The following is a 20,202-nucleotide window of genomic DNA, read 5'->3' on the forward strand; positions in this document are numbered from 1 at the left end:
GCAATAACGTGGACGTACAAAAAGTCGACTATAAAAAGTAACGGAATTAATCATACTTAACCCCGGTTCAATACTCATATAAATGAGAATGGAGAATACTATGTTTGGGAATAAAACTGCTGTTGCAACACTTATCGCTTGTGCGGTTGCAGCAACTGCCTCTCTACCAACTTATGCAGCAACTACATTTAAGCTAAGCCATAACCAGGACAGAACCCACCCTGTTCATAAATCAATGCAGTTTATGGCTGATGAAGTGAAAAAATTGACAGATGGCGAAGTTAAAATTCGTATCTATCCTAATGGTCAGTTGGGTACTCAACGTGAATCTATGGAGCTTATGCAAAATGGTGCATTAGACATGGTGAAGTCGAACGCAAGTGAAATGGAATCATTTGAACCTGCTTACGGCGCATTCAATATCCCTTACATTTTCCGTGACCGTGACCATTACTATCGTGCAATGGAAGGTGAAGTAGGTCAGAAAATTCTAAGTACTTCTTATGATAAAGGCTTTATTGGTCTGACTTATTATGATGGTGGCTCACGCAGCTTCTACGCAAACAAAGAAATCAATAGCCCAGCAGATTTAGCGGGTCTAAAAATCCGTGTTCAACCAAGTCCGACAGCAGTAAACATGATTAAGTTAATGGGTGGTTCGCCTACACCTTTAGCTTATGGTGAACTTTATACTGCATTGCAACAAGGCGTTGTAGATGGTGCTGAAAACAACCCAACAGCATTAACGAACTCACGTCACGGTGAAGTGGCAAAAGTATACAGCTTAGACGAACACACGATGATCCCTGATGTGTTATTAATCTCTTCTAAAGCGTGGGACAAGCTAACAAAAGAAGAGCAAGAAGCAGTTAAGAAAGCGGCTGATGACTCTATGGCTTACCACAAAGTACTGTGGAAAGAGATGACCGATGCTGCTGTAGAAAAAGCGAAAGAATCAATGAATGTAAAAGTTGTTCAAGTTGAAAAACAACCGTTTATCGATGCTGTTAAACCAATGCATGACGAAGCACTTAAAAACCCTGCAATTGCAGAGTACGTGAAAGGCATAGATGCTCTAGCGAAGTAATATTAGATAGGGGCTTTAACAGGCCCCTAATTTTAAAACAAACGAGTATAAGAGGCTGTATCTATTTCTTCATTCTTATGTATGCAGAAAAACATATAGGTTTTTTGATTCAAAAGTAGTACCTGACATACCAATTTATTGAGGATTCGATAATTGCTGATATGATGTCAGGCCAAAATTCTCTGAGTGAAATTAGAACAATAGGTTTGATGTAGACATGACAAATACTAAGCGCCTATACCAGCAGATAGGTCAAAAACTAAAAGATAAAATTGCCGCAGGCGACTTTAAGGTTGGGGAAAAACTCCCACCGGAAAGAGAGATTGCCGAGCAAATGGAAGTCAGTCGTTCCGTGATCCGTGAATCACTCATAATGTTAGAACTACAAAATATTGTGAAAGTACGCAAGGGCTCCGGTGTTTTCGTTATTAATACTCCTGATGATGCTCAAAAGTTGATGAAAGAGCAGCAGAAGCTCGAAATTGACGCAGAAGATGATGATGACGTGGGTCCGTTTGAGATGTTGCAAGCGCGACAATTTTTAGAAAGTCGAATAGCGGAATTTGCAGCTGCTCAAGTAACCAAAAGTGACATCTCTAAGTTGAGAGAAGCTCTAGATATGGAGCGTAAGCACTTAGATGACAATTGCCTCGATTATGACGGCGATGAGATGTTTCATATTGTGATTGCAGAAGCGACTCAGAATAGTGTGCTTTGCGACATGGTTAAAGAGCTTTGGGTTCGTCGTGAAAAAAGCTCTATGTGGCGTCAATTGCATGAAAGGATTTCAAATCAAGATTATCGCAGACGGTGGTTAGCTGACCATGAAAAGATTTATAGAGCATTGGTACGTAAAGATCCGACCGCTGCGCGAGAGGCTATGTGGCTTCATTTAGAAAATGTAAAACAGACTCTATTTGACTTGTCGGATGTTGATGATCCGAAATTTGATGGTTTTTTGTTTAACTCTTATCCAGTAACAAATTAGAACAATAAAACGCTAGTAAACAATCGTGTTTCTCACGAACTTTGTTTGGTATTAAAGCTCAGAATTTTTGAAAGGTGAAGGTTATGGAACAGACATGGCGTTGGTACGGTCCAAATGATCCCGTATCGTTAAATGATATCCGCCAAGCAGGTGCAACAGGCGTAGTAACAGCGCTGCACCATATTCCCAATGGGGAAGTTTGGAGTATTGAAGAGATACAAAAGCGTAAAACGCTACTAGAAAATAACAGTCTAACTTGGTCTGTTGTTGAGAGTGTTCCTGTACACGAGGAGATAAAAACTCGCACAGGTGACTACGCTAAGTGGATAGAAAATTATCGTATCTCTTTAGAAAACTTAGCGAAATGTGGTATCGATACTGTCTGTTATAATTTCATGCCCGTATTGGATTGGACTCGAACGGACTTAGAGTTTGAATTGCCAGATGGCTCAAGAGCACTGCGTTTTGACCAGATAGCCTTTGCAGCATTTGAACTGCATATCTTAAAGCGTCCCGGCGCACCTGCCGATTATTCAGAGCAAGATCAAGCAGAAGCTCAAGCTTATTTCGATAATATGAGTCAAGCAGATGTCGATAAGCTGACGGCGAATATCATTGCAGGTTTACCTGGTGCAGAAGAAGGTTATACGCTTGATGAATTTCAAGCACGACTAGACACTTATAAAGGTATCAGCAAAGATAATCTGCGTGAGCATATGGCGCTGTTTCTTAAGGAACTGATGCCAGTTTGTGACCAATATGGTCTTAAGCTTGCGGTGCATCCCGATGATCCTCCGCGTCCTATTCTCGGTTTACCCCGTATTGTCTCTACCATTGATGATATTGGTTGGTTAACAAAAGAAGTACCGAGCCAAATGAATGGCATTACAATGTGTACAGGGTCTTATGGTGTTCGTGGTGACAATGATCTGGTTAATATGATTAAGCAGTATGGCGATAGGATTTATTTTACGCACCTACGTTCTACCCAGCGTGAAGAGAACCAAATGAGCTTCCATGAAGCTGCTCATTTATCTGGTGACGTTGATATGTACAATGTTGTCATGGCACTCTTAGAAGAAGAAAACCGCCGTAAGCAACAGGGTGAGACACGCTTAATTCCAATGCGTCCAGACCATGGCCACCAGATGATTGATGATCTCAATAAAAAAACCAATCCGGGTTATTCATGTATTGGTCGTTTGAAAGGACTGGCTGAAATCAGAGGGCTTGAAGTGGCTTTGCAGCGCTCATTCTTTGATAAACCCAATGCTAAAAAATAATTAATTTTATTCAATACATACAAAGAAAAACAGCAACCCGAGGGTTGCTGTTTTTTTTAACAATTACTACCTATTACTCAAAACTCATTACCTATTTGGTAGTAAGCGTGTGTCATTTGTAGCATTTATAGATTGGTTCTTAACAATTTCTATTACTTTGTACGTGTTACAGTGTTTCTGTTACTTTTCACAAAACATACTTAATTTACGATGTTACTTTTCACGAAATATACTTAATTTACGGTGTTACTAAACTAATTTACTATGTTACTAAGTTAAAATTACGATATTACTAAGTTAAATTACAATGTTACTAAGTTAATTTACGATTGTACTAAGTTAAAAAATGCTAATTTAGCATGCGTGTTACATATTTCTAATTTACCAAGTGTAACCTTTTGGAGCTTTACTTGTTACTGCTAGTTTCAGCAGCGTTGATGTTGCTTTTCTATTTACCAATTGTATTACTGTTTGGAGCTTTTCTAGATTAACTGTTAGTTTCAACAGCTGTGACACACAACTAAATTGTAGTGCTAATATGAGTATTGTCAAACTAGCACTATCATTTTTTTTATTAAATCGAAGAAAAACAGGGCGAACATTTACATAACTTATTGGTTTTATTAATGAAGGTGCTGACAATTAATTAGAGTTTTGATATATATTTAGTAAAACATAATTAAAGGATTAACGAATGGACACGGTCGGTACTAATGCGCTAGTTGTAGAAGGTGGTGCAATGAGAGGTGTGTTCTCTTGCGGTGTTTTAGACCATTTTTTGTCGGTCGACTTTTCTCCATTCGATAGCTTTTGGGGCGTGTCTGCTGGTGCATCAAATGTTGCAGCCTATTTGGCTAAAATGCCGGGTAGAAATCTGAAAATCTATTCAGATTACAGCTGTCGAAAAGAGTTCTTCACACCAGAAAAATTTATTCGTGGAGGCGATCTTTTAGACATAGATTGGCTATGGAAGATCACCATGCAGGATCTGGGTATCGACCTAGATATGATTGAAAAAGATGGACGGCCATTTTATTTGGGACTGACCAATAAGGGGACGGGCAAATCAGAATATCATCTGGCGCGGTCGTCAACACTGGTCGAGACAATGAAGGCGAGCAGTGCGCTCCCTATTATGTATAAACCCGATATAGTCATAAACGGGCAATGTTATGTTGATGGTGGTGCGTCCGATTCTATCCCGGTTGCAGAGGCGATTCGCCGTGGCGCAAAAAAATTATGGTGCTACGTAGCCGCCCCTATTCCTATAAAAAATCAGCTTCGAAGGCTTCTCTTCTACTTAAGCATGCGTTAAGAAAATCCCCCGCGTTAATTGGACCAATGTTAAATCGATCACACCAGTATAATAAAACGCTTGAGTTGATCCGAAATCCGCCATTGGGTGTCGAGATCATAGAAATATGCCCACCTGAATCATTTAAACTTAAACGATTAACTCGGGATCCCGAGCCGTTAATAAAAGGTTATGAACTAGGTATAGAGATTGGAAAAGTAGCGCTATTACGTTGGCAAGAATAAAGATTAACAAGGAAGAGTATGAAAATTAATAGCGTGATGGATGAATATGCAAAGCACGAGAGGGTCGGCATAGAAGTTCCTGGTTATTCAAAAATGAATCTGGGAAATGTTATCCGTTTTGTTGCACAGCAAGAGTGGGGTAGTTTTGTTTCTTACTACCAACTTAGACCCGATCAACTTGAAAAGGCGATAGAAAAAGAGATCGAGTTTTTCAAATCGTGTGGTAAGAATTTCGAATGGAAAGTTTATGACACTGATAAACCAAAAGAAATAAAACAATATCTTATTCAGCATGGTTTTGAAGAAGGTGAAGCTGAATCTTTCATGCTGATGGATTTGAGCGAGATTGAAGGCTATTTACCAGAGTCAAACGCATGCGTTGAGGTGACTGATCCAGCAGGCATAAGAGACTATATTTCAGTAGCTGAAAAAGTATGGGGTGGCGACCATAGTGGTCAAGAAGCACACTTGATCGCCAGTAAGCAAAACGCACCAGAGAATACGTCACTCTATGTTATTTACGAGAACGGTTTAGCGGTTTCGTCGGCCAGAATTGAATACACATCTAATAGCCCCTTTGCCGGTATTTGGGGTGGTTCAACATTGGAAGATTTCAGAGGTCGAGGTCATTACAGTGCATTGCTTCATAAACGAATTAATGATGCCAAAAAACGCGGAGTAAAATATTTGACCATCGATGCGTCTGATATGAGCAGGCCAATCGTTGAAAAGTATGGCTTTAGGTTTATAACAACCACTACCCCGTACGAGTACCTAGTAAAATAGAATCTAAAAGCGTTAAAGGCAAAACTGAGTTAGAATGCCCCACTTTATTATTAGGCAATACCTTGATAAACAAAGTTAGGTAAAGACACGCGATATGAAAGACACCCATACAATCATTGGATTAATTAACCCTAAAAGCCCTGAAAACGTTGGTAGCGTAATGCGCGCGGCTGGATGCTATCAAGCCGATGGTGTGAAATATACGGGGCAACGCTATGAGCGTGCGGTCAAATTAGCAACGGATACTAAGTCTGCAAGGCATACTATCCCATTGACCGGTGTAGATTCATTACTTGATGATCTACCGTCTGATACAAAGATTGTTTGTGTTGAACTTGCCGAGGGAGCCACGCCGTTGCCGCAATTTCAGCATCCTAAGAAAGCGATTTATATATTTGGTCCAGAAGACGGTTCTATCAATCAAAAAATCGCCAATAAAGCGGACCATGTTGTGTACGTCCCCACGGTTGGTTGTATGAATCTCGCTGCAACAGTGAATGTACTTTTATATGACCGTTTAGCAAAAACTGAAAATATAGCGCTGGGGGATGAACTTATCCGCAGCAGTCGTGATAATAACAATAGGCTTCGTGTAAAAAGCAAGAGTTAACCATTATTGAACAAAAGATAATTGGTTGATCTGGTTTACCATTACAGAGCTACCTTCTGTGACTTAGGTCTCACATCTATTAATTGTTCAATAAGTCTGTATAATTCGCCGCCTATTGTTTCTTACTTTCATTTCTGTTGATTTGGCGTCTTTCATTAAGCGATTCGCCAGTCCTAATACCTAGGAATATTTCTTTGATATCTACTGCAAACATCACCATGCAATTTGGCGCTGAGCCTTTATTTGAAAACATTTCTGCTAAGTTCGGGAACGGTAATCGTTACGGCTTAATCGGTGCCAATGGATGTGGTAAATCAACTTTCATGAAAATTCTTAGTGGCGAGTTGGCGCCAAGTTCTGGCAACGTGTCTATTACTCCAGGGTTAAAGCTAGGCGTATTGAGTCAGGATCAGTTCGCTTTTGAGCAGCACAACGTTATCGATGTGGTAATCATGGGTGATCGTAAGCTATGGGAAATTAAACAAGAACGTGACCGGATTTATTCACTACCAGAGATGAGTGAAGCAGACGGAATGAAAGTAGCGGATCTTGAAAGTGAATTTGCAGAGATGGACGGCTACACAGCCGAGAGCCGTGCAGGCGATATTTTATTACAAGCCGGTATTGAAGAAGAGCTTCATTTTGGCCTAATGCAACAAGTTGCTCCGGGTTGGAAATTGCGAGTGTTACTTGCTCAAGCACTCTTCGCTAATCCAGATATTTTGTTATTAGATGAACCAACCAACAACCTGGATATTCATACGATTAACTGGCTCGCGGAAGAACTGAATCAACGTAAGTGTACGATGATCATTATTTCGCACGATCGTCACTTTCTAAACTCTGTATGCACACACATGGCCGATATCGATTACGGTGAACTGCGTATTTATCCGGGTAACTACGAGTATTTCCTTGAAGCATCAGGCCTCATACGCGAACAGTTACTCTCTAGTAACGCTAAAAAAGCCGCTGAAATAAGCGAACTACAAGATTTCGTCAATCGATTTGGCGCAAACGCATCTAAAGCTAAACAAGCAAGTTCTCGCGCCAAGAAAATGGACAAAATTAAGCTCGACGAGGTTAAATCGACTACCCGTATCAGCCCATCGATTAATTTTGGTGAAGGCAAGAAACTGCATAGATTGGCGCTAGAGTTAAAAGATCTTGGCCATTCATTTGAAGATGAATTGCTGTTCGAAAAAGGTAATTTACTTTTAGAAGCGGGTACCCGTTTAGCCGTTATCGGTGAGAATGGCGTGGGTAAAACTACTTTTTTACGTTGTCTAGTGAACGAGCTGGAGCAATCGGAAGGTATCGTAAAATGGTCAGAAAATGCGTCTATTGGGTATTGTCCACAAGATAGCACTGCTGACTTTGATAACGATTTAAGTATCTTTGATTGGATATCTCAGTGGCGAACCGTAAAACACGATGATTTAATGGTTCGTGGCATTTTAGGTCGCTTACTCTTTACCGCTGACGATGCGAATAAAAAAGCAAAAAATTGCTCTGGTGGCGAAAAAAATCGCCTGTTGTTTGGTAAGTTGATGATGCAAGACATCAATGTTCTTGTGATGGATGAGCCAACAAACCACATGGATATGGAAGCGATCGAAGCATTGAACAACGCACTTAAAGTTTATCAGGGTACGTTAATTTTTGTCAGCCATGACCGCGAGTTTGTGTCGTCTCTTGCCACGTCAATCATTGATGTAAAAGACAAAAAGCTAGTACAGTTTCAAGGTACTTATAATGAATACCTTGCCCATCAAGTGAAAACATTAACTGGCGCATAACTTATCAATCCAGACAAGAACCTTGGTCTATTTGGTTAGAGGTTATTTAGCAAAGCCGGTATAGCATTTTTACTGGTTTTGCTGATTTTTTGCATGAGAGCAAAGCTTGGGTTTACGATATTTTGCGCTTCCAGTTCTTCTACCATCACCATCCATAATTTAGCCGTCATCTCTGAATCGGCTAAGGCGCGGTGAAAGACACCATCGTGTTCAATCTGCTTGTGCCTAATGAGATCGCCTAATTTGTGAGTAGGAGAATCTTGTATTAGTCTTCTCGCGATTAACATAGAGCAGGCAAATTGACCGGCATAGCTTGCGCCAATCCGCTCAAATTCGGCATCAAGAAAACGCTTGTCGAACGATGCGTTATGGGCAACTAAGTGATGATCACCAATAAATTCAGAAAATTCAGTCATCACTTCATCGCAAGAAGGTGCGTTGCTTAGCATAGCGTTAGAAATTCCTGTGTAGTTCGCTATAAACCCACTGACTCTAAAACCCGGATTCATAAGCTGTTGAAAGGTATCTTTGACTACCCCATCGACGAGTTTTACCGCCCCAATTTCGATTGCCCTGTCTCCCATATTCGGAGACAAACCGGTGGTTTCGAAGTCGAGTACGATGACGGATTTAGCGGAGGAGTTGGTCATGAGATTCCTGAAAACGTGCCAATTTTAAAAATAGGGCCATAGGTTAACATATTAAAATAGACAGAGTAGCGCCCAAGCCATACACTTCTACTTTCTGAATTTTAGGCTGAAAGGCCCAGACGACCAAATATTTTTATTATCGAGGTAAAACATGTCTAAACGCGATTATTACAGCGTGCTCGGTGTCTCTAAAGACGCCTCTGAAAAAGACATTAAGAAGGCGTATAAAAAGCTCGCAATGAAATATCATCCGGATAAAAACCCCGGAGACGCCACAGCAGAAGGCAGCTTTAAAGAAGTTAAAGAAGCATACGAAACGCTGACAGATACAAGCAAGCGCCGCAAGTATGATCAATTTGGTCACGCTGGTTTTGAAAACAGTGGCTTTGGTGGCGGTCAGGGGCGTTCTCAAGGGTTTGGTGGCTTTGAAGATATCTTTGGTGATGCTTTTGGCCAGCGTAGACAAGGCTTTGGAGGTGCGGGTGGTTTTGATGATGTCTTCTCTCAAGCAAGAAACCGTCAACCACGTGCTCAAAAAGGTCAGGATGTTGAATATTCCGTCACTGTCGATTTTGTCGACGCCATTCAAGGTGCTGAAAAAGTGGTAGAGCTACCTGTTAACGGTGAGCAGAAAAAAATTAATATCAAAATCCCGAAAGGGATTAAAGAAGAAGAAAAGATCCGGTTTTCAGGCAAAGGCGCTCCGGGATTAAACGGTGGACCTGCAGGCAACATGTTTATCAAGATACTGATTCGCCCTCATGCGTATTTGGAGCGCGATGGAAATGACCTAATTTGCCATTCAGAAGTGAATATCACAACAGCCACATTAGGTGGTGAGTTGGAAGTTCAGGCGTTAGAGAATCGATTTAAACTTAAAATTCCTGCGGGTACTCAAAATGGTAGAAAGTTTAAGGTGACAGGCAAAGGCGTAACGAGCCGCAAGGGTGAAACTGGCGATCTTTTAGTTAAAATTAAAGTGGTAACGCCAACCAATCTAACTCGTGAGCAAACTGAACTAATGGAGCAGTTTAAAGCGACGTTAGTGTAATTACTGGGTTTAGAAAATGGTCACTTATTGTAGTGGCCATAGTAATGACAAGACCTTGCTGGCCATTGAAAATGGTATCAGCACCAAGGATGTCAGCTCACTGGTTCAACAGCACGTATTTTAGCTTAGGTTACATACGATACATTGAAATTGAAGGCAGAAATAATGAGTGGAACGACACGAGCGGATATTCATCCCGGACTAGAAGTAAAAATTGTACTTAAGAAAGATCAGCGTAGCGGTACTCTTACCGTTGGAATTGTGAAAGATCTTTTGACTAAGTCACCCAACCACCCTCATGGTATTAAAGTGCGTTTAGAAAGTGGCGATGTAGGCCGAGTTAAAGTCATCGTTTAGTTGACTCTTGCTCGCTCGCGAGCAATCGATCTGCCCCTCGTTTTTCGTGGGGCTTAATATTAAAGACTACTTTAAAGGGTCATCGTCAGGCAATGCGCTATGAATCCATAGTGCTAATCGTTTTTTAATATTTTTGCCGTCGGTTTTATCGGCGGGTAAGGGCGTGATCTGACGCACTTCGACTAAGAACAGGTAAACAGCCATTACCTTATTGGGTTGCGATGTATTTTTGTCAAAAAGCTTGTATCCCTGCATTTTTGCAATCTGACTACCAACTTCTAATGCTTTCTTGAACAGCTTGTCTTCGTTGTTGATCTTAGCGGTTTTCGACATAGGTAACCCATGGTTCATATTCAATTATGTTGTAAGTATATATCAAACGACTCGCTTTTAGACTAAGCGAAAATCGCAATTCAAACATTTTCTTCCGCAATCGCTCGTTCCGGTTTATGGCGAATAAAATAGGCTAGGGCGATTGCGAAGGTCATGCATTCACCAATAGGGAGAGCAATGACGAAGCGGTTGTCGTCAAATAACATAAACAGCAGAATTAACAAAGAAGCAGGAAATATAAGGCTACGGCATAAAGAGACGATACCGGATTGGAACGGTAAATGAATAGCCGTAAGGTAGCCAGATATCGTCATGTTGGCACCAGCGAATATAAATAGAGGCCAGACGTAATAGACGAATTCAACCGCCATTGATACTGTGGTATCTGTACCTTGATCGTCTAAGAACAAGTAGATGAGTGACTCGTTAAAAATTAGCAGAACCAAAATAGTGATTAAACTGACGATGCTAGTCATAACAAAAGTGATTTTTAAGAACTGTTTGAGCCGTTGTTCATTCTGCGCCCCGAAATTCTGGCTCAACATTACTTGCGCGGTGTCGGCAATGGAAAAATAAACCATAAAGCCAATCATCAACAGATAGTTTAATACGGTGATGGCGGCAACACCTTCAACACCAGCGCGAGAAATAAGCATCAAATTGAAAATAAAAGCGATAATTCCGCCAGAAATTTCATTGATAAACTCAGATAAACCATTGTATGCGGCTTGATAAATTTCAGACCAGTTTTTTTGGTTCGGTGAAAAATGCAGTTTTCGCTTACGGCTAAAAAATACAATAACAGCGTTAGCATCGGCAATAATTGTGACAGACCTGTGGCCCACGCTGCGCCATTAAGCCCCCAACCAAAGACCGCAATAAAAAAATAATCGAGAACAACATTAAGCACCGAACCTATCACCAGAGCCGTAGCCGCGAGTGAAGGGAATCCGTCTAACCTAACGAAAAAGTACAGCACGATTGTGACCAGTTGTGCCAACAGAAAAGGCATAATGACACGATAATATTCGCTCATTAATGGGGAAAGCTCTTCCCCTGCACCAAGTAATTGAAATAAGAAGGGCTCAAAAATCAAACCCATTGTGATGATGGTAATGGCATAGAAAATAACAGCGATCAGCGTTTTACTAAATATTGCTGAAGCGGCGGTGTTGTTTTTTTCTCCCAGATATTTGCCGGCTCTTACCGAGCCGCCAATAGATAGCATTAAGCCAACGCCAAACAGCACAGATAATATTGGGATGATCAGATTGACCGCTGCCAAGGCAGGGACACCAACAAAATTTCCAATAAAGATTCCGTCGACAATAGAGGCTGAACTCATCGCAAGCATGCCAACAATAGAAGGTAATAGATACCTTAAAAATGTGGTTATAATCGGCCCTTCTAAGGCACTGTTTTTTTGAGCGAGTGTGGCGTCCATCAAGAACTCTATTAGAGAATAAAAGCGGAGCTTAAGGTAACAGGTATTGATAGGGAACACCAACGGACGCCCATTAGTGAGTTGAAGAATCGAGTTATCCAGTCCATTTATGAGCTGTGTTTTGCGAATGTATGAAAGTTCCTCTCTCGATTTAAGTATGAAATCAAGTGAGGAACCTAAAGTGACGATTTTTGTTATGTTGTTATAGCTTAAATTGCCCTACAAGGGTTTGTAGTTCAGTGTTTGCGGATTCAAGTGCGTGAGCATGTTGTTCTGAAGTTTGTCCTTGTGAATGAAGTTGTTGAAGCATGACACGAATAGATTCCATACTTTGGTTAATGCCATCTGCCACTTCACTTTGTTCTCTTGCTGCGGTTGCAATTTGCACACTTACATCGTCTACATTAATGACTGACTCTTGCATGGTTGCAATACCGTCGGTTACTTTATGCGTTAATTCGGAAGTTTTAACACATTGCTCTTTAGTATTGTTCATTGAGGAAACCGTTGTTTCAACGCCCATTTTTAAAGTATCTAGCATGTCGGCTACTTCAGATGTGCTTTGCTGTGTTTTTGCCGCTAAATTACGTACTTCATCAGCTACGACAGCGAATCCTCGGCCTTGTTCTCCTGCTCTTGCCGCTTCAATGGCTGCATTTAGCGCGAGTAGATTTGTTTGTTCTGCAATACCGCCAATAACTTGAAGTACGGATTCAATAGAGGCCGCATTTTCTTGCATCATCGCAACATTTTTTGCGGTTAATTCCACGTTACTCATTAGGTTCCCGACGCCTTCTGTTGCTTCATTTGCCGATCTGTTGGCTTCTAAGGCTTGCTCTTGAGCTTGGCTGGTAATTTCTGTACTTTGGCTTGTGTGTCCAGCGACTTCTAGAGATGAAGAACTCAATTCATTGACCGCTGCCGCAACCATATCTGTTTCTTTAACGTGGTTTTCCAAAATAACTAACGACTGCTTTGTGACTGTCGACATAGATACAATTTGCTCACTACACTTTTGATTTGCATCTGACACTTTTTGTATAAGTTGTTGAAGATAAACGATGAAATTATTCATGGACTCAGATACAGCATCTAGCTCGTCTTCACCATTTATAGGCAACCTCATGCTTAAGTCTGCGTCCCCAGCCGATAAAGTATCAACATTTTCTTTTAAGCCTTTAAAGCGATTCCCTAAGTTAGTAAAAGCGATTAATAATGCAGCCAGCAAAAGGAAAATCATAGGCAGCTGTATCTTGGCTAAAATATTCATTGTTTCTTGCGTATGTATGGTTAAAAGGCGAGTTGGTTGCGAAACTGCAACGAGCCAAGGGGTGCCTTCAATATCTTGTATTAGTAATGTATGGTCCTCGCCATTTTGGGTGTACTCCCGTCTAAACTCTTTATTTTTTAGTGCTTTGTCGAGTTCAGTTGCCATTGAATAGTTCTGCCCGTTTAATTGACTAAGAATGACATCATCACCAGTCAGCACCTTGTTTTTACTTAATATCTTTCCGTCTGATTCAACGATTAATATTTCGGCGTTGAGTTCGCGTTCTTTGTTCGAAACTAAGGTATTAAAGAAGCCTAAGGTCACATCTACCGTTGATACACCATAGAGCTTTGAATTCTGATATATAGCCATCGCGCAGTTGGTTCTTGGTTGTGTGCTTGCTCCGTCTTTATACGCGTTCGCCCAAACACACTCTCCCTTTGGTGCCTGTTGACCGGCCATGTGCCACGCTTGCGTATAGTATGAGGGTGCTTCATCACTATTCCAGTAGGTGTTTTCTATCAATTTTCCAGAACCATCTCGATGGTAGAAAGTACTTGCTCTATCAACCCCTTTTTCTCGCATGTTTGGAAGTGGCCAAATACCACCACCGAAGACCAATTGGTTTCCGTATTGATCGACGATATGAGGAAGAACTTCATCGATTTGGTCACTTTGGAGATTTGGCACCAGTTGGGTAGTTGCACGTTGCTGAGCTTTAACTGCTGCCAAAGTAAGTTTGATTTCTGTTGCTATATCCTTTACTGCGAAAGATAAGTTCTTTTCTTCTTCGGCTCTTAAGTTAGGTTGTACCCATTGTTTTACACCTAGGATAGTCAAAACGCTAATAACAGCGACGAACACTATCAATAAAAAACTATATTTTTGTCTTATCGTCTTAAAAGGTAAATTCATGTTCGCTCTCTTTTATTCTTAGTGGAGATAGTTAATAGCAGGGCCACTTAATCGATTGAATTTTTTAAGAATTAATACAGTTAGAGGCTTTTTCATACTGAAACGCTCAAAAGTTGAACTCGCTACAATTGTAAATAGTGTAGAAGTAAAATTAAAATTTTGTATTGAAGCTAACTCTACTTTTTCAGTTTGGGCTGATTTAAAGGCCCAAATAGAAAAATTAGTTGTTACTTTAAGAGCTCAACTATGCACTATTAAGCTTGTTTGACAAGTTTTTATCAGAAGGAATACTTTCTTTACTTCTTTCGCAAGCTGGGTATTTTTAGACCCGATTCAGAAGATGCAATTAACACACACAATCTTTTTATTTGTGTTTCTTTCTTCTTCGCGCTCATTACCCACCAGATAGAATCTCTTTTATACGATGGTGCTAATTGAGTGAAGAATCGCCAAGCTGGTTCATTTGCTTTGATCTGTTCTTCATACTCTTCTGCTAGTTGTATATTTCTTTGCTCGGAGGAATAACCTTGTGTATCGATTCTGCGGTTAAAAATGTCTATTCCTTCTGGTTTCATCTTATCAAGTTGTATTAGGTTTTTTACCTTCTGTACGTTTACTGCGCTCCATACACTATTTATTTTGCGCGGTGTAAAGCGAATCTTATAGCTTTCTTTATCAATCGTTTTTCGTATACCGTCAATCCACCCATAACATAGGGCTGCATCAACTGAACTTGACCATGTAAGGCTTGCACGCGCGGTACTTTTTTTGTAATAACCGACCCAAAGTTCACTAGCATCAGCATGATGCGCTGCTAACCACTGGTTAAATTCTTCTTGGTTCTTAAAAAAATAAGATCTGCCATCTTTTCGCCTATCCCAATTAGTAAATAATTTCTGTATCTTCGAGCGTTGTCTGTTGTTCCAACCATTTTAAAATTGTCTGGTTTGTTTCTTCCGGTTTTTCTTGTTGGATCCAATGACCACAATCTAAATTGATCACCTCCACATTAGGCACGAACTCGGGTAGTTTTTCAGATTTTGGGATCACATCCCTGTCGCCATAAAGCATCAACGTTGGTTGGTGGATTATTGGGTTCACTCTCGCCAATAAGTGCCAGTTTCGGTCAAGGTTTCTATACCAGTTTATACTGCCAGTAAATCCTGTTAATTCGAATGCTGATACGAAAACAGCCAATTCGTTGTTGCTCATCACTGCTTCACCGAGTGGTTTTTTAGCTTTGGCTAGATTGATCATCGCCATGCCTGATTCTGGTTCTCTTAGTGGCTCATTTTTCCTGTACAGGTTACGCAAGAATTGGAACGTGTTCTCTTCTAATATGGCATCAGCAACACCTGGTCGTCGATTAAAATGGACAAAATAGTTGTTACTGCCAAGTATTTGTTCCATTAATTCTATCCAAGGTGTTTCCCCTCTTTCTTGGTAGGGAAGGCTAAGATTGATCACTTTGTTGACACGGTTTGGATGCAATAAGGTTAGGCCCCAAACAACCATTGCCCCCCAATCATGGCCAACAAAAGTGGCATCTTCGTATCCGTAGTGATCCAGAAGTGCAATCAGATCACCCGACAAATGTTCAATGTCATATTCAGTTATTTCTGTCGGGCGAGAAGAGTTGCCATAACCCCGTTGGTTAGGGACGATGACATGGTAACCAGCTTTTTCTAGGGCGGGGATCTGGTAACGCCAAGAAAAGGCATGTTCTGGCCATCCATGACAGAGCACAATGGGCTTACCTACATTTTCTGTACCCGCTTCGAAGACTTCTAATGTCACACCGTTGACTGAAATAAGTGTGGGTTTGGGAAATTCGGTTGGATCAAACATTGTTGTTTTCCTATATCTATTTTGGGTGTACATACAAAGCCTTTTTCTTAGGGGCTACTCAATTCACAAATCGGAAATTTTCAGCTGTACGTATATCTTCGTAATCTTTTGCTGGCGTTGACAGACAAAGTATATAAGCTAATGGTGACAAATATTGTCACCATTGAATGGAGGCCTTACCAAATGAATGTTCGCCTACGACAAGACGCCATCGTGCGCAGTCTTCGCCGCAACGGCACGTCGACGATCGCCAACCTGGCAGAGGAGGTTGGTACGTCTAGGCGCACCGTGTTACGAGATATTAGCGCCCTGCGTGATGAGGGCTATGTTATTCATTCGGAACCAGGGCGTGGAGGAGGTTTGCAACTTGATTCTCGCTCTATTCAAACCACGATACGCCTCTCGGTTACCGAGGTCTTTGCGCTTCTTATCAGCGTGGCATCGATGTATGCGACGGGAGGCATCCCTTTTTTGGGCTTGGCAGATGCTGGGCTTTCCAAAATAGAAAAAGCATTACCAGCAGATAAGCTACGCGACTTACGCCGTCTATTGGATTGTTTATATGTCGGGAAACTTGCACCGCAAGTTGACACAACAAGCATGGGCGAGGTGGATCCTGAGTTGCTGACTGCTTTCGAGACGGCTTTTTTGCAACGGCTCCATTTGCGCTTTGAATACCGCGATGTGAAAGGGGTTGTCACCCATCGATATGTTGAGCCCCAAGCCATGCTGATCTTGCCACCACTATGGTATTTAGTGGCCTGGGATCCGTCTCGCCAAGATTTTCGTCATTTTCGAATGGATCGGATCAGTAAGCCTGAATTTGTTGAAGGGACAACATTTTTGCGTAGACATGTGCCGTTCGAAGATTATGTATCTCCAATTCGTAACCTCGCTCGTTGACTTGTACACACTGCACTCCTTTATCTGTTTAGGTAGACCAAATAGAGAAATGCATTATGATTGTTTCTCTATCACTTGCTGTAGGCTTTTTTTAAGCTAGATAATCAGTGAATAGTGCAATAGAGAAAAAGATTAAGATTACTCCTGCACTTCTTTCGACAACGTGTATACCGCCTTTTAAGTATTTCTGTACTCGAGGTTGACCGATTGTAATAGCAACCAGTAAGTCCCAAACTAGGACAGCAAGGAACATCCATATCCCACAAGACAATTGCTGTATTAGCGTTACGTCATTTCCTAAAACGACCGTCATTAAGCTCATATAGAACAGGGCATTCTTAGGGTTGAGCAGCGCTGAGTTTAAACCCAGTATCAGTTGGCTCAGTGCGGAAGGTGCTTTGGGTTGTTCTGTATCTAGTAATAAGTCATTTTTTTTGCTTTTTAGTAGTCCTATGCCTAACCACAATAGGTAAATGGCTCCCAATACCTCCACAATTGAGAAAACCACTTGGTTATCATGGATACTCGCCCAACCAAGTATTGCCACCCCGATATAGACAGCATTTCCTAATGCCACCCCAAGGCAAATAAAGCGACTTCCTTTCAACCTATGTCGGATCGAATGAGCGACGATTAAGAAAAAGTCCTGTCCTGGGCTTAATAATGCAACGAAATGAGCCAAGGCTAATGCTGGAAAAGCCACAGGAAAAAAGGTTGAAAAAGACATAAACGGTATCCATAGTAAAAATATTAACTAACTATAGATATTTCTATTTAGGAATTATTGTCGAAAATTGACGTTAACTGTTGATATTGCCTTGGCGTAGAAGCCGTATAGTTAACAAAAACCCGATGAAATTGACTTTGATCCGAGAAGCCAACTTCAGTGGCGACATTAACGATGCTCATGCCACATCTTAATAAAAATTTAGATTTTTCAATACGATGGTTATTCAAAAATGACTTTGGTGTTATACCAAAATGACTTTTGAAATTGCGAATTAATGTCTCTTTGGGGCGACCTAACTCTAGAGAAATAGCATCAAGTGATGGAGTACATGTTATGTCTTGTAATAGGCGGTTTTTCACTTTGTAGGCTAGTTTATTATCATTATTTCGATTGTACTTCGGTGAGCAGAATCGACTTAATATATTGAATAAACCATTATCTAGTTCTGAAGAAACCTTTTGAGGTTCTTGGTTTAGCAGTAAGGAGATTAAGGCAGGTAAATTAATGGTACTTTCTATTTGAGAAAGCCGGTTTTGGTCGCAACTAAACTGATTAACTTCATACCCATATAACTTTGATAACACTTTACAACACCATTCCTTATCGATGTAAAGCATATGATAACTGCGAGGTCTGTCACCAATCGGATTACACGCGTGCACCATATTAGGTTCAATGAGAATGATATCTCCTCTATTGAGGACAATCTCTCCTTGTGGCATCGACAGGCGTGTCGATCCCGATTCAATAATGCCAATAGACAGTTCAGAATGGCTATGTGCTTTGTAGCTGTGCGTGCTGTCACCTGTAGTACGTATTGTCAGGTGTGGGATAGTCTGATGAGCCCAAAAACGCTGATTAATGTCACGTACAGTCTTTGCCACAGTTCTTAACTCCGATTTAACTATTCAACTATCGTATTTCACAGAAAAGTTTTGCGCAATGCTTGATGCTGTCGTAGATGTAGATTACACATATTCACACCATGACATCTAATCATCATTAACTGCGAAACAATAGAAAGGGCTATTCAGCCTTTTTTTGAAAAGAATTAACCAGAGCACACGTCTTAGGTAATCATGTAAAGTTTTAGTAAGATGACACGACTAAGCGATGATCTTGAATGGCTAGTAACACGTCAATACATTTAAATCGTTCAGGGGTCACTAGGTGTATATGCGCTATCAATAGTTGTTAGCTGATTGATTATTTGAGAGTATAAGCTTAATAAGTAATGAGCACCTATATTATGAACCCACTTAAGTTGTTTATAACTCCCCAATTTTTTTCGCCTAATGATCTACACGCTTATCGAAAAGCTCAACTACTAAATTTTTTATTGCTATTTGGTTTAGTGATGTTGTTTCGGTCAACAATCCGAAACTATATTTACATGGGGGATAACTTTGAGCTTGTGATAGGAATAGTGTGGTGCGTCGTTATCGCACTGGCTTACTATCAATTTAAAGTAAAGTATCGTCTTGGTTTTCCTTCATGGGTGGCTTCGCTGTCACTCGCATGGGTTATTGGCGATCTTGCCTATCGTAACCCAGTTCTCGCAGCACCATTATTATTACTCGTTCCACTCATTTCATTTTCACTGATCGGAATTGTTTGGGGCTCTGTACTGTCGGTATCGTTTTCTATTTTTATCATCGGAAACCTTGCGTTAAATACGCCAGAAGTAGGGGCGGGTACTCCAAATGCCTTTATTTATAACCACGTTATGGCTCTCTTACTTGGTGGTGGTGCCGCTTGTTACTTAGAAGTCGGCAAGGAAAAAGTGATAGACAAGTTGCGTGACAGCGCGACAAAAGATGAGTTAACCAGATGCTGGAATAGATATATATTTTTGCAAAGTTTAGACAGTGAGATTTTAAGATTTCAACGCGTTAAAACGAGTTTTACATTGGCGATTTTTGATCTAGACCATTTTAAGAAGGTTAACGACAAGTACGGACACACGGCAGGAGATGTAGTACTCAAAGAATTTGCAGCCTTAATTAATGACAGTATCCGCAAAACTGATACGCTAGCTAGATGGGGGAGAAGAATTCGTATTGTTACTACCTAGTACAAACGTAAATGAAGCCACAAATATATGTGAAGGTATAAGACACAAAGTTAGAAATAACCAATTTTCGTTTGGTGACTTGGTAACGACAAGTGTCGGCCTAACAGCCTATGAAAGTAATATTTCTACTAAAGACTTAATTCGCCGTGCAGATTCCGCCTTGTATGAAGCGAAACGTCAAGGTAGGGACTGTACTCGAGCATGGCAAACGACGACAGAAATTGAATACTAGTTTAGCGTTTTACTCTATTTTTCAATGACCTCGTAGTGTCTCTCAACATTTACGGTTACTTTTCCCCAATACGATGCTTTCACTCTCGCTTGATGGGCGTCAAAAGCGGCTCGATCTACGAACTCTTCATAAACATCGAACCTATTAGGAATCTTTTCGTTCTTAGTGACTTGAAAAGTAATACAGCCATATTCTTTAAGTGTGAGATCCGTATGAACTCGAAGCTCTCGTTCAACAAGTTTAATTTTATCGCTTGGCACAAGGATAAACCCTTTTAGTGTGACATTCGCCATATTACATTCC

At 40.8% G+C, this 20,202-nt stretch carries 19 protein-coding genes and 2 pseudogenes; 11 read left to right on the forward strand and 10 right to left on the reverse strand.

What is annotated here, in order from left to right:
• The first annotated feature begins 100 nt into the window (after positions 1 to 100).
• From PGX00_RS20175 to PGX00_RS20205, 7 genes and pseudogenes are all read left to right on the forward strand, one after another.
• Complete coding sequence (locus PGX00_RS20175; protein WP_272139939.1) at positions 101 to 1,087, forward strand: TRAP transporter substrate-binding protein; 987 nt, start codon at positions 101 to 103, stop codon at positions 1,085 to 1,087.
• 217 nt (positions 1,088 to 1,304) lie between these two features.
• Positions 1,305 to 2,075 (forward strand): FCD domain-containing protein, encoded by a 771-nt coding sequence (locus PGX00_RS20180; protein ID WP_272139941.1) that lies wholly within the window; start codon positions 1,305 to 1,307, stop codon positions 2,073 to 2,075.
• A gap of 83 nt (positions 2,076 to 2,158) precedes the next feature.
• Positions 2,159 to 3,358 carry a mannonate dehydratase gene (gene uxuA, locus PGX00_RS20185; protein ID WP_272139943.1) on the forward strand — a complete coding sequence of 400 codons (1,200 nt, stop codon included), beginning with the start codon at positions 2,159 to 2,161 and terminating at the stop codon, positions 3,356 to 3,358.
• A gap of 694 nt (positions 3,359 to 4,052) precedes the next feature.
• Positions 4,053 to 4,897: pseudogene (locus PGX00_RS20190) on the forward strand (patatin-like phospholipase family protein).
• Between the two features lie 18 nt (positions 4,898 to 4,915).
• Positions 4,916 to 5,683: a GNAT family N-acetyltransferase gene (locus PGX00_RS20195; RefSeq protein WP_272139945.1), complete on the forward strand. Its 768-nt coding sequence runs from the start codon at positions 4,916 to 4,918 to the stop codon at positions 5,681 to 5,683.
• 94 nt (positions 5,684 to 5,777) lie between these two features.
• Positions 5,778 to 6,293, forward strand: a complete 516-nt coding sequence (locus tag PGX00_RS20200; RefSeq protein WP_272139947.1) for an RNA methyltransferase — start codon at positions 5,778 to 5,780, stop codon at positions 6,291 to 6,293.
• A gap of 194 nt (positions 6,294 to 6,487) precedes the next feature.
• Positions 6,488 to 8,092 (forward strand): ABC-F family ATPase, encoded by a 1,605-nt coding sequence (locus PGX00_RS20205; protein WP_272139949.1) that lies wholly within the window; start codon positions 6,488 to 6,490, stop codon positions 8,090 to 8,092.
• Positions 8,093 to 8,127: 35 nt separating this feature from the next.
• Here the strand turns inward: PGX00_RS20205 and PGX00_RS20210 are convergent, their stop codons facing one another.
• The gene (locus PGX00_RS20210; protein ID WP_272139951.1) at positions 8,128 to 8,742 is read right to left on the reverse strand and encodes a 3'-5' exonuclease; all 615 of its coding nucleotides are present in this window, start codon (positions 8,740 to 8,742) and stop codon (positions 8,128 to 8,130) included.
• A gap of 151 nt (positions 8,743 to 8,893) precedes the next feature.
• Here PGX00_RS20210 and PGX00_RS20215 point away from each other — a divergent pair, with 151 nt between their 5' ends.
• Both PGX00_RS20215 and PGX00_RS20220 read left to right on the forward strand, forming a co-directional pair.
• A complete protein-coding gene (locus PGX00_RS20215) occupies positions 8,894 to 9,793 on the forward strand; it encodes a DnaJ C-terminal domain-containing protein (protein ID WP_272139953.1) in 900 nt (299 codons plus the stop codon).
• A gap of 165 nt (positions 9,794 to 9,958) precedes the next feature.
• On the forward strand, positions 9,959 to 10,150 hold the full coding sequence (locus PGX00_RS20220) for a YwbE family protein (protein WP_272139955.1): 192 nt from the start codon (positions 9,959 to 9,961) through the stop codon (positions 10,148 to 10,150).
• 66 nt (positions 10,151 to 10,216) lie between these two features.
• Here the strand turns inward: PGX00_RS20220 and PGX00_RS20225 are convergent, their stop codons facing one another.
• The 6 genes from PGX00_RS20225 to PGX00_RS20250 form a co-directional block, all read right to left on the reverse strand.
• On the reverse strand, positions 10,217 to 10,483 hold the full coding sequence (locus tag PGX00_RS20225; RefSeq protein ID WP_272139957.1) for a DUF5062 family protein: 267 nt from the start codon (positions 10,481 to 10,483) through the stop codon (positions 10,217 to 10,219).
• Positions 10,484 to 10,563: 80 nt separating this feature from the next.
• Positions 10,564 to 11,139 (reverse strand): MATE family efflux transporter, encoded by a 576-nt coding sequence (locus tag PGX00_RS20230; RefSeq protein ID WP_272139959.1) that lies wholly within the window; start codon positions 11,137 to 11,139, stop codon positions 10,564 to 10,566.
• On the reverse strand, positions 11,139 to 11,927 hold the full coding sequence (locus PGX00_RS20235; protein ID WP_272139961.1) for an MATE family efflux transporter: 789 nt from the start codon (positions 11,925 to 11,927) through the stop codon (positions 11,139 to 11,141). Before PGX00_RS20235 ends, PGX00_RS20230 begins: the two co-directional genes overlap by 1 nt.
• Positions 11,928 to 12,129: 202 nt before the next feature.
• Complete coding sequence (locus PGX00_RS20240) at positions 12,130 to 14,112, reverse strand: methyl-accepting chemotaxis protein (protein ID WP_272139963.1); 1,983 nt, start codon at positions 14,110 to 14,112, stop codon at positions 12,130 to 12,132.
• 296 nt (positions 14,113 to 14,408) lie between these two features.
• Positions 14,409 to 14,687, reverse strand: coding sequence for a YdeI/OmpD-associated family protein (locus PGX00_RS20245; RefSeq protein ID WP_272139965.1), 279 nt, complete (start codon positions 14,685 to 14,687; stop codon positions 14,409 to 14,411).
• Positions 14,688 to 14,994: 307 nt separating this feature from the next.
• Complete coding sequence (locus tag PGX00_RS20250; protein ID WP_272139967.1) at positions 14,995 to 15,960, reverse strand: alpha/beta fold hydrolase; 966 nt, start codon at positions 15,958 to 15,960, stop codon at positions 14,995 to 14,997.
• Between the two features lie 183 nt (positions 15,961 to 16,143).
• Between PGX00_RS20250 and PGX00_RS20255 the strand changes: the two genes are divergently transcribed.
• Complete coding sequence (locus tag PGX00_RS20255; protein WP_272139969.1) at positions 16,144 to 16,863, forward strand: helix-turn-helix transcriptional regulator; 720 nt, start codon at positions 16,144 to 16,146, stop codon at positions 16,861 to 16,863.
• Positions 16,864 to 16,954: 91 nt separating this feature from the next.
• On the opposite strand, the gene PGX00_RS20260 is transcribed toward PGX00_RS20255, so the two are convergent.
• The gene (locus PGX00_RS20260) at positions 16,955 to 17,590 is read right to left on the reverse strand and encodes a LysE family translocator (protein WP_272139971.1); all 636 of its coding nucleotides are present in this window, start codon (positions 17,588 to 17,590) and stop codon (positions 16,955 to 16,957) included.
• A gap of 47 nt (positions 17,591 to 17,637) precedes the next feature.
• Positions 17,638 to 18,477, reverse strand: a complete 840-nt coding sequence (locus PGX00_RS20265) for an AraC family transcriptional regulator (RefSeq protein ID WP_272139973.1) — start codon at positions 18,475 to 18,477, stop codon at positions 17,638 to 17,640.
• A gap of 842 nt (positions 18,478 to 19,319) precedes the next feature.
• Here PGX00_RS20265 and PGX00_RS20270 point away from each other — a divergent pair.
• Positions 19,320 to 19,899 (forward strand): annotated as a pseudogene (locus PGX00_RS20270) (GGDEF domain-containing protein).
• 14 nt (positions 19,900 to 19,913) lie between these two features.
• Here PGX00_RS20270 and PGX00_RS20275 read toward each other — a convergent pair.
• Positions 19,914 to 20,192, reverse strand: a complete 279-nt coding sequence (locus tag PGX00_RS20275; protein WP_272139976.1) for a putative quinol monooxygenase — start codon at positions 20,190 to 20,192, stop codon at positions 19,914 to 19,916.
• Positions 20,193 to 20,202 lie beyond the last annotated feature (10 nt).

It is taken from the genome of Vibrio algarum, assembly GCF_028204155.1.
Classification (GTDB): Bacteria; Pseudomonadota; Gammaproteobacteria; order Enterobacterales; family Vibrionaceae; genus Vibrio; species Vibrio algarum.